Below are 13,245 nucleotides of genomic sequence, written 5' to 3'. Positions count from 1 at the left end.
ATTGGCCGCGTTTTTGCTAAGTACCCGCTCATAAATAAAGGGCTTTCCTGCCCCAGCCTTCCACCGCGTCCACCAGACGAGTCTGGCCCCTTAGGAGTTTCCATGAGCGAGTTGCGTTTTACTGAAGATCACGAATGGCTGCGCGCCGAAGCTGACGGCAGCGTCACGGTCGGCATCACCGCTTTCGCGCAGAACGCATTGGGCGACGTGGTGTTCGTGCAACTGCCTGAATTGCAGGCTTATGACAAAGGCGCCGAAGCCGCCACCGTGGAATCGGTCAAAGCCGCCAGTGGCGTGTACATGCCCCTCGACGGCGAAGTGCTGGAAACCAACCCGGCGCTGGAAGACAGCCCGGAACTGGTCAACGAAGATCCGCTGGGCGAAGGCTGGTTCTTCCGCTTCAAGCCAACCGACGCCGCCGCTGTCGGCAAACTGCTGGACCAGGACGCCTACGACCGTCTGATCAAAGCCCAAGCCGAAGCCTGAGGAGTACCGACATGACCCAAGTAAACCTCGGCACCGCCAACGAATTCATCGCCCGTCACATCGGCCCGCGCGCCGGTGACGAGCAAGCCATGCTCAACAGCCTGGGCTTCGACTCTCTGGAAGCCCTGAGCGCCAGCGTCATCCCGGAAAGCATCAAGGGCACCAGCGTGCTCGGCATGGACGACGGCCTGAGCGAAGCCGACGCACTGGCGATGATCAAAGGCATCGCTGGCAAGAACCAGCTGTTCAAGACCTACATCGGCCAGGGCTACTACAACTGCCACACGCCGTCGCCGATCCTGCGCAACCTGCTGGAAAACCCGGCCTGGTACACCGCTTACACCCCGTACCAGCCAGAAATCTCCCAGGGCCGTCTCGAAGCGCTGTTGAACTTCCAGACCCTGATCAGCGACCTCACCGGCCTGCCGATCGCCAACGCCTCCTTGCTCGACGAAGCCACCGCCGCTGCCGAAGCCATGACCTTCTGCAAACGCCTGAGCAAGAACAAGGGCAGCCACAAGTTCTTCGCCTCGATCCACAGCCACCCGCAAACCCTCGACGTGCTGCGCACCCGTGCCGAGCCGCTGGGCATCGAAGTCGTGGTGGGCGACGAGCGTGAGCTGAGCGACGTGACGCCGTTCTTCGGCGCCCTGCTGCAATACCCGGCCAGCAACGGTGACCTGTTCGACTATCGCGAACTGACCGAGCGCTTCCACGCCGCCAACGCGCTGGTGGCCGTGGCCGCCGACCTGCTGGCCCTGACCCTGCTGACCCCGCCGGGTGAGTTCGGCGCCGACGTAGCCATCGGCAGCGCGCAACGCTTCGGCGTGCCGCTGGGCTTCGGTGGCCCGCACGCGGCGTATTTCTCGACCAAGGATGCGTTCAAGCGCGACATGCCGGGCCGTCTGGTCGGTGTTTCGGTTGACCGTTTCGGCAAGCCGGCCCTGCGCCTGGCGATGCAGACCCGCGAGCAACACATCCGCCGCGAGAAAGCCACGTCGAACATCTGCACCGCGCAAGTGCTGCTCGCCAACATCGCCAGCATGTACGCCGTGTACCACGGCCCCAAAGGCCTGACCCAAATCGCCAATCGCGTGCATCACCTGACCGCGATTCTCGCCAAGGGTCTGACCGCCCTGGGCCTGAACGTCGAGCAAGCGAACTTCTTCGACACCCTGACCCTGGCAACCGGCGCGCAAACCGCCGCCCTGCACGACAAGGCCCGCGCCCGGCAGATCAACCTGCGTGTGGTCGATGCCCAGCGTCTGGGTCTGTCGGTGGACGAAACCACCACCCAGGCTGACATCGAAACCCTGTGGAGCCTGTTCGCCGACGGCAAGGCCCTGCCGGACTTCGCCGCCCTCGCCGCCTCGGTGCAGAGCACCATCCCGGCCGCGCTGGAGCGTCAGTCGCCGATCCTCAACCATCCGGTGTTCAACCGTTATCACTCGGAAACCGAGCTGATGCGCTACCTGCGCAAACTGGCGGACAAGGACCTGGCACTGGATCGCACCATGATCCCGCTGGGCTCGTGCACCATGAAACTCAACGCCGCCAGCGAAATGATCCCGGTGACCTGGGCCGAATTCGGCGCCCTGCACCCGTTCGCCCCGGCCGCGCAAAGCGCCGGTTACCAGCAACTGACCGACGAACTGGAAGCGATGCTCTGCGCCGCCACCGGTTACGACTCGATCTCGCTGCAACCGAACGCCGGTTCCCAGGGTGAGTACGCCGGTCTGCTGGCCATCCGCGCCTACCACCAGAGCCGTGGCGAAGACCGTCGCGACATCTGCCTGATCCCGTCGTCCGCCCACGGCACCAACCCGGCGACCGCGCAAATGGCCGGCATGCGTGTGGTGGTGACCGCGTGCGACGCCCGCGGCAACGTCGATATCGAAGACCTGCGCGCCAAAGCCATCGAGCACCGCGAACACCTCGCCGCGCTGATGATCACCTACCCGTCGACCCACGGCGTGTTCGAAGAAGGCATCCGCGAAATCTGCGGGATCATTCATGACAACGGCGGCCAGGTGTACATCGACGGCGCCAACATGAACGCGATGGTCGGCCTCTGCGCGCCAGGCAAGTTCGGCGGCGACGTCTCGCACCTGAACCTGCACAAAACCTTCTGCATCCCGCACGGCGGTGGCGGCCCGGGCGTCGGCCCGATCGGCGTGAAATCGCACCTCGCCCCGTTCCTGCCGGGCCACGCCCAGATGGAACGCAAGGAAGGCGCGGTCTGCGCGGCACCGTTCGGCAGCGCGAGCATTCTGCCGATCACCTGGATGTACATTCGCATGATGGGTGGCGCCGGCCTGAAGCGTGCTTCGCAGTTGGCGATCCTCAACGCCAACTACATTTCCCGTCGCCTCGAAGAGCACTATCCAGTGCTGTACACCGGCAGCAACGGCCTGGTGGCACACGAATGCATCCTCGACCTGCGCCCGCTGAAAGACAGCAGCGGCATCAGCGTCGATGACGTCGCCAAGCGCCTGATCGACTTCGGCTTCCACGCCCCGACCATGTCGTTCCCGGTGGCTGGCACGCTGATGATCGAGCCGACCGAAAGCGAATCCAAAGAAGAACTGGACCGCTTCTGCGACGCCATGATCCGCATCCGCGAAGAAATCCGCGCGGTGGAAAACGGCACCCTGGACAAGGATGACAACCCGCTGAAAAACGCTCCGCACACCGCAGCGGAACTGGTTGGCGAGTGGACTCACCCGTACAGCCGCGAGCAAGCCGTCTACCCGGTGGCCTCGTTGATCGAAGCCAAATACTGGCCGCCGGTCGGTCGCGTCGACAACGTGTTCGGCGACCGCAACCTGGTCTGTGCCTGCCCGTCGATCGAAAGCTACGCTTAAGACTGTGTGGGGCGGGTTCGCTCGCCCCACACTTCAAGAACACCCCGACTCTCTTCGTGGGAGCGGGCTTGCTCGCGAAAGCGGTTTGTCAGTCACACCGATGCTGTCTGTCCCGACCGTTTTCGCGAGCAAGCCCGCCTCCACCGGGGAGTTGCACCAAGCCTGACGTTTCGCCAATTCCTATAACAAGAAACCGGAGAACAACTCATGTCGTTAAGCGTGTTCGACCTGTTCAAGATTGGCATCGGCCCCTCAAGTTCTCACACCGTCGGCCCGATGCGTGCCGCCGCGCGCTTCGTCGAAGGCCTGCGCCGGGACAACCTGCTCTCAGCCACCACCAGCGTCAAAGTCGAGCTGTACGGTTCCCTCGGTGCCACCGGCAAGGGCCACGGCAGCGACAAAGCCGTGTTGCTGGGCCTTGAAGGCGAGCACCCGGACACCGTCGACACCGAAACCGTCGCCGCCCGCCTGCAAGACATTCGTGGCAGCGGTCGCTTGAATCTGCTCGGCGAACACGGCATCGCGTTCAACGAGAAAGAACATCTGGCGATGATCCGCAAACCGTTGGCTTATCACCCCAACGGCATGATTTTTCGTGCCTTCGACGCGGCCGGATTGCAGATCCGCAGCCGCGAGTACTACTCGGTCGGCGGTGGTTTTGTCGTCGACGAGGACGCGGCCGGCGCCGATCGCATCGTCGAAGACACGACCAAACTGACCTTCCCGTTCAAGAGCGCCAAGGACTTGCTCGGTCATTGCGCCACCTATGGTCTGTCGATCAGCCAGGTGATGCTGACCAACGAAAGCGCCTGGCGCCCGGAAGCGGAAACCCGCGCCGGCCTGCTGAAAATCTGGCAAGTGATGCAGGACTGCGTGACCGCCGGTTGCCGCAACGAAGGCATCCTGCAGGGCGGGCTCAAGGTCAAACGACGGGCAGCAGCCTTGCATCGGCAACTGTGCAAGAACCCGGAATCCTCGCTGCGCGATCCATTGTCAGTACTCGACTGGGTCAATCTCTACGCCCTCGCCGTCAACGAAGAAAACGCCAACGGCGGGCGCGTGGTCACGGCACCGACCAACGGTGCGGCAGGGATTATTCCGGCCGTGCTGCATTACTACATGCGCTTCATCCCCGGCGCGAACGACGATGGCGTGGTGCGTTTCCTGCTGACTGCCGCCGCCATCGGCATTCTGTACAAGGAAAACGCTTCGATTTCCGGCGCCGAAGTCGGCTGTCAGGGCGAGGTCGGCGTCGCCTGCTCGATGGCCGCCGGCGCACTGTGCGAAGTCCTCGGCGGCAGCGTGCAACAAGTGGAAAACGCGGCGGAAATCGGCATGGAACACAACCTCGGCCTGACCTGCGACCCGATTGGCGGGCTGGTGCAGGTGCCGTGCATCGAGCGCAATGCCATGGGTTCGGTCAAGGCAATCAACGCCGTGCGCATGGCCATGCGCGGCGACGGGCAACACTTCGTCTCCCTCGACAAGGTCATCCGCACCATGCGCCAGACCGGCGCCGACATGAAAAGCAAATACAAGGAAACCGCCCGCGGCGGCCTGGCGGTCAACATTATCGAGTGCTGATCCGTCACCCGGATCAAACGTATTCATCCCCTCTCCCCCCAAGGGAGAAGCAAAGGTAACCAGCGCCCTCTCCTTCCGGGAGAGGTAAACACAATCAACGCCCTCTCCCTCCGGGAGAGGGCTGGGGTGAGGGGCTTTTGCTCCTGACCCGGAACCCACTTTGAAAGGAGTCCCGCATGTCCACCGAACAACTGTCGAAAACCCCGCTGCACGCTCTGCACATCGAACTCGGCGCCCGCATGGTGCCGTTCGCCGGCTACGACATGCCGGTGCAATACCCGCTGGGCGTGATGAAAGAACACCAGCACACCCGCGAGCAGGCCGGGCTGTTCGATGTCTCGCACATGGGCCAGATCCGCCTGACCGGCGCCAACGCCGCCAAAGCCCTGGAAACCCTGGTGCCGGTGGACATCATCGACCTGCCGGTGGGCATGCAGCGTTACGCCATGTTCACCCATGAGACCGGCGGCATCCTCGACGACCTGATGGTGGCCAATCTCGGCAACGACGAACTGTTCCTGGTGGTGAACGCTGCCTGCAAGGATCAGGACCTGGCCCATCTGCAAAAGCACATCGGCGATCAGTGCACGATCGAGCCGCTGTTCGAAGCCCGCGCCCTGCTCGCCCTGCAAGGCCCGGCCGCCGTGACCGTGCTGGCACGCCTGGCTCCGGAAGTGGCGAAGATGACCTTCATGCAGTTCAACCGTGTGCAATTGCTGGGCGTGGATTGCTTCGTCAGCCGTTCGGGCTACACCGGTGAAGACGGTTTCGAAATCTCGGTGCCTGCCGCCGACGCGGAAAAACTCGCCCGCGCCCTGCTGGCCGAGCCGGAAGTGGCAGCCATCGGCCTCGGCGCCCGTGACTCGCTACGCCTGGAAGCCGGCCTGTGCCTGTACGGCCACGACATGAACACCGACACCACGCCGATCGAAGCCAGCCTCCTGTGGGCAATCTCCAAGCCACGGCGCGCCGACGGCGCACGGGCCGGCGGCTTCCCGGGGGCGGAAAACATCTTCGCCCAGCAACAGAACGGCGTCGCCCGCAAACGCGTCGGCCTGCTGCCGCAGGAACGCACCCCGGTGCGTGAAGGCGCGGAAATCGTCAACGAGGCCGGCGAAATCATCGGCAGCGTGTGCAGCGGCGGTTTCGGCCCGACCCTGGGTGGACCGCTGGCCATGGGTTACCTCGACAGCGCTTATGTCGCACTTGAGACGCCAGTCTGGGCCATCGTTCGTGGGAAAAAGGTGCAAATGCTTGTAAGCAAAATGCCATTTGTTCCACAACGCTACTATCGCGGTTGATTGACTGTTTCTATAAGTAACGCGATTGCGTTATGCGTGCACTAATGTGTAACGCAATCGCCATAAAATAGTGCATTGTTTTTACATCCGATTCGAATATGAACTTGGCTTATAACGTTCGAAAACAATTGAACAAGCTAATCGTATAAGCCACTTCCGCAAATCGACTAACTGCCATCAGGGGCAGGAAAACCGGGGCCTTCACGGGGCTTGTTTTTCCTCCCGTAGTTGGCGTAGAGTTTGTCCACTGTGTTTGCATGGGTCAGCTTGGAATCGTGACCTGGGCAGTAGCCTACAAGTTAGCTACATCCCGTTCGACGTCTTCTTACTCTCCTGCAACCAGCCCCAGTACTCTTTCATGAGAAAGAGACTGTCATCAATTTTTGCGTCAAAGGAAATAAGAAATGTCCACACGTCAGAGCGGTACCGTCAAGTGGTTTAACGACGAGAAAGGTTTTGGTTTTATCACTCCAGAAAGCGGTCCGGATCTGTTCGTGCATTTCCGCGCCATTCAAGGCAGCGGCTTCAAGAGCCTGAAAGAAGGCCAGAAAGTGACCTTCGTTGCCGTGCAAGGCCAGAAAGGCATGCAGGCTGATGAAGTCATCGCAGAAGCCTGATCTTCTGTAACGAAAAAGCCCCTGATATTGATATCAGGGGCTTTTTTGTGCGCGCGAATCCGTAAAATGGCGCTTCATTTCCGGTCCAGAGGCTGCCATGTCGAAACACCTGCTCACCCCCCAGGGCGACTTCCCCCCCGTTGCCCTCGGCCGTCGCCTGGCAGCGATGTTCTATGACTTCCTCCTGTGTACCGCCCTGCTGATCGTCACCGGCGGCATCTACAAGATGATTCAGGCCGCAATCATCGGCGAAGAGCGCCTGCGTGTCCTGACCGATGCCGGGAAGCTGGATGGCGACCCGCTGTACTCCACCGTGCTGCTGCTGGTGCTGTTCGCCTTCTTCGCCAAATTCTGGACCCACGCCGGCCAGACGCTGGGCATGCAGGTGTGGGGCATTCGCGTGCAGAACGCCGATGGCCGCGCAATCAGCCTGTGGCAGGCGCTGCTGCGGTTCATGGTGTCCATCGCGTCGTGGCTGTGTCTGGGCGTGGGTTTTTTCTGGTCGCTGTTCGACAAGCAGAAACGCACCTGGCATGACATCTATTCCGATACCCGCGTGGTGCGGATTCCGAAGAAGAGCAAATAATTTTCCGACGCCGAAAACAAATGTGGGAGCAGGCTTGCTCGCGAAGGCGGTGTATCAGTAAACCTTGATGTCGACTGATAACCCTCTTCGCGAGCAAGCCCGCTCCCACAGTTTTTTTGCCGCTTAAGCGTTGCCGGCCAGCTTCATCCGCGCCGCCTGGGTGAAATCGAGCATGCGCTTGAGCGGGCGAATCGCCTGGGGAATCAACGCCGGGTCGACGAATATTTCGTTCGAACCCTCCTTCAGGCACTTCAGCGTGCGCTCCAGGGTGTTCATGGCCATCCACGGGCAATGGGCGCAACTGCGGCACGCCGCGCCGTTACCGGCGGTTGGCGCCTCGATGAAGACCTTGTCCGGACACAATTGCTGCATCTTGTAGAAGATCCCGCGATCGGTGGCCACGATCAGGGTCTTGTTCGGCAGGGTCTGGGCGGCGGCGATCAATTGACTGGTGGAGCCTACGGCATCCGCCAGCTCGATCACCGAAGTCGGCGACTCCGGGTGTACCAGAATGGCCGCATCCGGATACAGCGCCTTCATGTCTTCCAGCTGCTTGGACTTGAACTCTTCGTGGACGATGCAGGCACCGTCCCACAGCAGCATGTCAGCGCCGGTCTGACGCTGGATGTAGGTGCCCAGGTGCTTGTCCGGCCCCCAGATAATGGTCTCGCCGTTATCCATCAAGCTTTCGACGATTTCCAGTGCGCAACTGGAGGTCACCACCCAGTCCGCCCGGGCTTTGACCGCCGCCGAAGTATTGGCGTAAACCACCACGGTACGCTCAGGGTGCTGATCGCAGAACGCCGAGAACTCATCCACCGGGCAACCCAGATCCAGCGAGCACGTCGCTTCCAGGGTCGGCATCAGCACGCGTTTTTCCGGGTTGAGAATCTTCGCGGTCTCACCCATGAATTTCACGCCGGCAACAACCACGGTCTTGGCCGGATGCGCATTGCCGAAGCGGGCCATTTCCAGGGAGTCGGAAACACAGCCGCCGGTTTCTTCGGCCAGGGCCTGAATGATCGGATCGCAATAAAAGTGGGCCACCAGCACCGCGTCCTGAGCCTTGAGCTCGGCGGCGATGGCGGAACGGTAATGAGCCTCCTCCTCGGCCGACAGCGGCTTGGGCTGCTTGGCATCGAGGTGGGCTTGTACCAGGAGGCGTTCGGAAATCTGCGTCATGTTCGCAAGACCTGCAGGCGCATTCGCGCGAAAGTCGAGTATACACCCGGCTCCGGACCCATTCAGGGCACCGCCGGGAGAGTGAGTATTATCAGGCACGGACAGCGTTGAAGCTGCGCAAGGCTACAGAATATCCCGCTGATGCAAAAGATGATTCTGACCTGTGTCAGCGCAGCAGGCGCCGAACGGAGAAATGCTGAATCGCAGGCAAAAAAAAACCCGGAAATCCTCACTTTCGTGGGCCTTCCGGATTTTCTAAACCGCCAAATATGGTGGGTCGTGTGGGATTCGAACCTACGACCAATTGGTTAAAAGCCAACTGCTCTACCAACTGAGCTAACGACCCGCTGTGTGGTGGCGCGTATAATACTGATTTTTAAGGACTATTCAACACCTAATTTGAAAATAATCAAAAATAAGGTGTTGGATCGCTGATTCCGGCTGCTGCAAAGCCGTCAGCACGCAGGCGGCAGCTGTCGCATTTGCCGCAAGCACGGCCATTATCGTCAGCCTGATAGCAGGAAACGGTCAGCCCGTAGTCGACGCCCAGCTTCACGCCCGCCTCGACAATCTGCGCCTTGCTCAGGTTCTGCAGCGGTGCCTGGATGCGAAAACCGTTGCCCTCCACGCCCGCCTTGGTCGCCAGATTGGCCATGCGCTCGAAAGACTCGATGAACTCGGGACGGCAGTCCGGGTAACCGGAATAATCCACCGCGTTGACCCCGATAAAGATGTCACGGGCGCCCAGCACTTCGGCCCAGCCCAATGCCAACGACAGAAACACGGTATTGCGCGCCGGTACGTAGGTCACCGGAATGCCTTCGCCCAGCTCTTCTGGAATGTCGATGCCGCTGTCGGTCAGCGCCGAACCGCCCATGCCATTCAGGTTGAGGCCGATCACTTTGTGCTCGACCACGCCCAGATCACGGGCGACCCGTGCAGCGGCGTGCAGTTCTGCGTGGGAACGCTGACCGTAATCGAAGCTCATGGTGTAGCAGCTATAGCCTTCAGCACGAGCCATCGCCACGACGGTGGCCGAGTCCAGTCCGCCGGACAGCAAAATGACCGCGCGCTTTTCAGTGGTGTTCAGTTGTTCAGTCATCTCAGCGCCCCGGCTCGTCATTCCAAAGATATTTATGCAGCTGCAATTGCAAACGCACTGGCAGGTTGTCCGCGACTATCCAGTCCGCCAGATCCCGTGCGTTGAGATCGTGATGGCTCGGAGAAAACAGCACTTCGCCGGCACGCCGGTCGAGACCGTACTGAATCAGCTTGGACACGGCCCAGTCATAGTCCTCCCGCGAGCAGATGACAAACTTCACCTGATCGTTGGGGGTCAGCAGTTCAATGTTCTCGTAACGATTGCGATGGGCTTCTTTCGAACCCGGGGTCTTCAGGTCGAGTACACGACTGACGCGCGGGTCGACCGGCGAGATATCGAGGGCGCCGCTGGTTTCCAGCGACACTTCGTAACCGGCATCGCACAACTGCGTTAGCAAAGGAATGGCATTGGGCTGCGCCAATGGCTCGCCACCCGTGACGCAGACGTAACGCGGGCGAAATCCGGCCACTTGCTCAAGGATGTCGTCGAGGGTACGGATCGTGCCGCCGCTGAACGCGTAGGCACTGTCGCAGTACTGGCAACGCAAAGGGCAACCGGTCAGGCGCACAAAAACCGTGGGCAGCCCGGCAGTCCGCGTTTCCCCCTGCAACGAGTAGAAAACTTCGGTGATTCTCAATGTGTCTTGCATAGTCGCCACGGGCGTAACAGCTAAACAGGCTGTCCGCCTCCGTCAGGCACTTCAGGCAACCCCGCCAACGCGCAGATCACCAGAAGCGTGTTTCATAAAAAGGGCGTGAATTCTAACGAAAAAACCCGCGACAGGCGCGGGTTTCTTCCAAACGGGGTAACTCTTTTTACAAGGCAGTCGCCTTACATGCGCTGCAGATCGCGCTGGGCCAACTGAGCGGCGGACGTACCCGGATACTGGGCCACGACCTGCTGCAGAATGCCTTTTACCTTGTCGGTGTGACCGAGGCGGCGCTCTACGTCAGCCAGCTTGTACAGCGAGTCCGGCACCTTGGCGTGCTTGGGATACAGCTGCGAAACCTTGGCGAAGGCCTGACCCGCACCTTGCAGATCACCTTTGGCCAGGTTTACTTCACCCAACCAGTACTGGGCGTTGCCCGCGTATTGGCTGTTCGGGTATTTGCGCAGGAATGCCGAGAAAGCCTGGCTGGCCTTGTCGAAATCCTTGGCTTTGATCAGGTCGAAAGCAGCATCGTAATACAGCTTTTCCTTGGCCGGATCAGCCGGTTCACCACCAGCGGCAGGTGCCTGGGCTGCAGCAGCCCCGGCGCCAGCGGCGGCACCCGCAGCACCGGCGGCAGCACTTGCATCGCCACCGGCAGAAGAATTCTCAGGAGTCGCGGCAGGTGCAGCACCGGATCCTATGCGCCGATCAAGATCCTGGTATCGCTCCAGGGATTCCTGCTTCATGCGCGCAACCTGATTCTGCAGTTCTTCGATCACGCCTTGCTGGCGCGAAATCTGATCCTGCATCTGTTGCAATTGGTTGAACAGCATGCCGTTTGCCGAGGCAGGGGCCGAAGCCGCTCCCCCGGCATAGGCGCCGTTCGTACCGTAACCCGCAGGCGGATAACTGCTCCCGCTATTGTTATAACCGGAGTTGTCATCGACCACAGGAACCGCAGCCCACGCCGCAAGCGGCGCGAGGCTGAGAGCCAGAACAGTTACAGCACGACGGCACGTTCGCATATCGAATTACTTACGCAGTTCGACGCGACGGTTTTGAGCCCAGGACTGCTCGTCGTTGCCGGTAGCAACTGGACGCTCTTCGCCGTAGGAAACCAGTTCCAGCTGAGCTGGGGAAACACCTTGCAGTACCAGGTAGCGCTGAACGGCTTTCGCACGACGCTCGCCCAGTGCCATGTTGTACTCACGAGTACCACGTTCGTCGGTGTTGCCTTCCAGAACAACGCGAGCGCCGTTTGCTTTCAGGTCTTTGGCGTGAACGTCCAGAGCGCGCATGGCTTCTGGCTTCAGGTCCGAGCTGTCGTATTCGAAGTAGAAGGTGGTGATTGCGCGCAGAGCAGCTTCTTCGCTCAGGGAACCGTCAACTGCACCAGTGTTTGCGCCGTAACCAGCGTTTGGATCAACAGCGCCTTCACCAGCGTTGTCGCCGCCCTTGGAGGAGCAACCTACAGCTACAGCCATGGCCAGAGCCAGCGCAGCAAATTTACCAAACTTCAGCATTTCCATCGTGAAACTCCTAATGAACCCCAGTGTGTTAAGTAAAACGTAAAGCGCCGCGTCAGTTCAGGTAAGGGGACCAGGACGGTTCTCTGACTTCGCCTTGAGCGGTAGGAAGCGGGAGCCTCACGCGTCCATTAATGGACACGAGCATCAAGACTCCCCGGCCCTGCTGGCGGGTGGCGTAGATTACCATGGTGCCGTTGGGCGCAACAGTAGGCGACTCGTCCAGAGTGCTATCAGTGAGGATTTTTACACTTCCGCGTTGCAAATCCTGAGCCGCCACTTTGAAATTGGTGAAACCGTCCTGACGATGGATCATCACCAGGGTCTTTTCATCCGCCGAAAGCTTCGGGTTGGCGTTGTAGTTACCTACGAACGTCACGCGCTCGGCACCACCGCCACCGGCGCTGGTCTTGTAGATCTGCGGCTTGCCACCACGGTCGGAGGTGAAATAGATGGTCGAACCATCCTTGCCCCAGTACGGTTCGGTGTTGATGCCAGGACCCGCAGTCACACGGGTGATCTGACGCGAACCGAGGTTCATCACGTAGATGTCCGGGTTACCGTCCTTCGACAGCACGAACGCCAGACGATTGCCATCCGGCGACCAGGCCGGCGCGCCGTTCAGGCCTTCGAAGTTGGTGATCTGCTCGCGGCGACCGGTGTCGATGTTCTGCATGAAGATGCGCGGACGCTTCTGTTCGAACGACACGTAGGCGATACGCTTGCCATCCGGTGCGAAACGCGGCGACAGGATCGGCTCGCGCGATTGCAGCAGGGTCACGGCGCGGGCACCGTCATAGTCCGAACGCTGCAGGGTGTAACGGGTGTTCTTCTCGGAGAAACGCTCGGCCGTCACGTACAGCAGGCGAGTGGAGAATGCACCTTTGATACCGGTGAGCTTTTCGAACGACTGGTCGGAGATGTAGTGCGCCATGTCACGCAACTGATCGACACCGCCCGACACCGAGCCGGTCAGCACTTGCTGCTCGGTCGCGACGTTGAACAGCGCATAGTTCACCGACAGTTTGCCGCCGGCCGGAACGATGCTGCCGACCATGACGTACTGCGCACCCAGTGCCTTGAAGTCACGGAAGATGATTTCGCTGGCCTGGCTCGGCTGGCCGATCAGGTTCTGCTTCGGAATCGGCGAGTAGTAGCCCGAGTTCCGCAAATCGTTACCAATGATTTCAGCCATGTCATCCGGCAGGACGGCACCGCCCTGGAAACCGAACGGCACAACCGCGATCGGGGTGGCCCGATCACTGCCGCTGGTAACCAGAATGTTCTTTTCATCTGCCATCGCGATCCCTGCCATGCAGCAGATCACAACGAGCATTCCTCGAAG

At 60.6% G+C, this 13,245-nt stretch carries 12 protein-coding genes and 1 tRNA gene; 6 read left to right on the top strand and 7 right to left on the bottom strand.

Annotated elements, in window-relative coordinates:
* Window positions 1-102: 102 nt before the first annotated feature.
* From gcvH to N8H74_RS11225, 6 genes are all read left to right on the top strand, one after another.
* The gene (gene gcvH, locus N8H74_RS11250; RefSeq protein WP_262147564.1) at window positions 103-486 is read left to right on the top strand and encodes a glycine cleavage system protein GcvH; all 384 of its coding nucleotides are present in this window, start codon (window positions 103-105) and stop codon (window positions 484-486) included.
* Window positions 487-497: 11 nt separating this feature from the next.
* Window positions 498-3,350: an aminomethyl-transferring glycine dehydrogenase gene (gene gcvP, locus N8H74_RS11245; protein ID WP_262147562.1), complete on the top strand. Its 2,853-nt coding sequence runs from the start codon at window positions 498-500 to the stop codon at window positions 3,348-3,350.
* A gap of 207 nt (window positions 3,351-3,557) precedes the next feature.
* A complete protein-coding gene (locus N8H74_RS11240) occupies window positions 3,558-4,934 on the top strand; it encodes an L-serine ammonia-lyase (protein ID WP_262147560.1) in 1,377 nt (458 codons plus the stop codon).
* A gap of 176 nt (window positions 4,935-5,110) precedes the next feature.
* Complete coding sequence (gene gcvT, locus N8H74_RS11235) at window positions 5,111-6,235, top strand: glycine cleavage system aminomethyltransferase GcvT (protein ID WP_262147558.1); 1,125 nt, start codon at window positions 5,111-5,113, stop codon at window positions 6,233-6,235.
* Between the two features lie 404 nt (window positions 6,236-6,639).
* Window positions 6,640-6,852, top strand: coding sequence for a cold-shock protein (locus N8H74_RS11230; protein WP_065258514.1), 213 nt, complete (start codon window positions 6,640-6,642; stop codon window positions 6,850-6,852).
* Window positions 6,853-6,949: 97 nt separating this feature from the next.
* Window positions 6,950-7,438 carry an RDD family protein gene (locus N8H74_RS11225; protein WP_262147556.1) on the top strand — a complete coding sequence of 163 codons (489 nt, stop codon included), beginning with the start codon at window positions 6,950-6,952 and terminating at the stop codon, window positions 7,436-7,438.
* Between the two features lie 123 nt (window positions 7,439-7,561).
* Here N8H74_RS11225 and nadA read toward each other — a convergent pair whose 3' ends face one another.
* From nadA to tolB, 7 genes are all read right to left on the bottom strand, one after another.
* Complete coding sequence (gene nadA / locus N8H74_RS11220; RefSeq protein ID WP_262147555.1) at window positions 7,562-8,620, bottom strand: quinolinate synthase NadA; 1,059 nt, start codon at window positions 8,618-8,620, stop codon at window positions 7,562-7,564.
* A 270-nt stretch (window positions 8,621-8,890) separates the two neighbouring features.
* Window positions 8,891-8,966, bottom strand: a tRNA-Lys gene (locus tag N8H74_RS11215).
* A gap of 63 nt (window positions 8,967-9,029) precedes the next feature.
* On the bottom strand, window positions 9,030-9,722 hold the full coding sequence (gene queC / locus N8H74_RS11210; protein ID WP_262147554.1) for a 7-cyano-7-deazaguanine synthase QueC: 693 nt from the start codon (window positions 9,720-9,722) through the stop codon (window positions 9,030-9,032).
* 1 nt (window position 9,723) lies between these two features.
* Window positions 9,724-10,371, bottom strand: a complete 648-nt coding sequence (gene queE / locus N8H74_RS11205; protein WP_217832843.1) for a 7-carboxy-7-deazaguanine synthase QueE — start codon at window positions 10,369-10,371, stop codon at window positions 9,724-9,726.
* Between the two features lie 182 nt (window positions 10,372-10,553).
* Window positions 10,554-11,399, bottom strand: coding sequence for a tol-pal system protein YbgF (gene ybgF / locus N8H74_RS11200; RefSeq protein ID WP_217832842.1), 846 nt, complete (start codon window positions 11,397-11,399; stop codon window positions 10,554-10,556).
* Window positions 11,400-11,405: 6 nt separating this feature from the next.
* Window positions 11,406-11,903 carry a peptidoglycan-associated lipoprotein Pal gene (gene pal, locus N8H74_RS11195; RefSeq protein ID WP_003178634.1) on the bottom strand — a complete coding sequence of 166 codons (498 nt, stop codon included), beginning with the start codon at window positions 11,901-11,903 and terminating at the stop codon, window positions 11,406-11,408.
* A 52-nt stretch (window positions 11,904-11,955) separates the two neighbouring features.
* Window positions 11,956-13,236, bottom strand: a complete 1,281-nt coding sequence (gene tolB, locus N8H74_RS11190) for a Tol-Pal system beta propeller repeat protein TolB (protein ID WP_217832961.1) — start codon at window positions 13,234-13,236, stop codon at window positions 11,956-11,958.
* Window positions 13,237-13,245: the final 9 nt, after the last annotated feature.

The sequence above is a fragment of the Pseudomonas sp. B2M1-30 genome, from assembly GCF_025447575.1.
Taxonomy (GTDB): domain Bacteria; phylum Pseudomonadota; class Gammaproteobacteria; order Pseudomonadales; family Pseudomonadaceae; genus Aquipseudomonas; species Aquipseudomonas botevensis.
Note: the sequence above shows the minus strand (reverse complement) of the source record. Positions and strands in the feature narration are given on the sequence as shown.

What these genes read in the sequence shown, in the direction of transcription:
- gcvH (WP_262147564.1), top strand. Translation starts at nt 103, where the DNA reads ATGAGCGAGTTGCGTTTTACTGAAGATCACGAATGGCTGCGCGCCGAA.
- gcvP (WP_262147562.1), top strand. Translation starts at nt 498, where the DNA reads ATGACCCAAGTAAACCTCGGCACCGCCAACGAATTCATCGCCCGTCAC.
- N8H74_RS11240 (WP_262147560.1), top strand. Translation starts at nt 3,558, where the DNA reads ATGTCGTTAAGCGTGTTCGACCTGTTCAAGATTGGCATCGGCCCCTCA.
- gcvT (WP_262147558.1), top strand. Translation starts at nt 5,111, where the DNA reads ATGTCCACCGAACAACTGTCGAAAACCCCGCTGCACGCTCTGCACATC.
- N8H74_RS11230 (WP_065258514.1), top strand. Translation starts at nt 6,640, where the DNA reads ATGTCCACACGTCAGAGCGGTACCGTCAAGTGGTTTAACGACGAGAAA.
- N8H74_RS11225 (WP_262147556.1), top strand. Translation starts at nt 6,950, where the DNA reads ATGTCGAAACACCTGCTCACCCCCCAGGGCGACTTCCCCCCCGTTGCC.
- nadA (WP_262147555.1), bottom strand. Translation starts at nt 8,620, where the DNA reads ATGACGCAGATTTCCGAACGCCTCCTGGTACAAGCCCACCTCGATGCC.
- queC (WP_262147554.1), bottom strand. Translation starts at nt 9,722, where the DNA reads ATGACTGAACAACTGAACACCACTGAAAAGCGCGCGGTCATTTTGCTG.
- queE (WP_217832843.1), bottom strand. Translation starts at nt 10,371, where the DNA reads ATGCAAGACACATTGAGAATCACCGAAGTTTTCTACTCGTTGCAGGGG.
- ybgF (WP_217832842.1), bottom strand. Translation starts at nt 11,399, where the DNA reads ATGCGAACGTGCCGTCGTGCTGTAACTGTTCTGGCTCTCAGCCTCGCG.
- pal (WP_003178634.1), bottom strand. Translation starts at nt 11,903, where the DNA reads ATGGAAATGCTGAAGTTTGGTAAATTTGCTGCGCTGGCTCTGGCCATG.
- tolB (WP_217832961.1), bottom strand. Translation starts at nt 13,236, where the DNA reads ATGCTCGTTGTGATCTGCTGCATGGCAGGGATCGCGATGGCAGATGAA.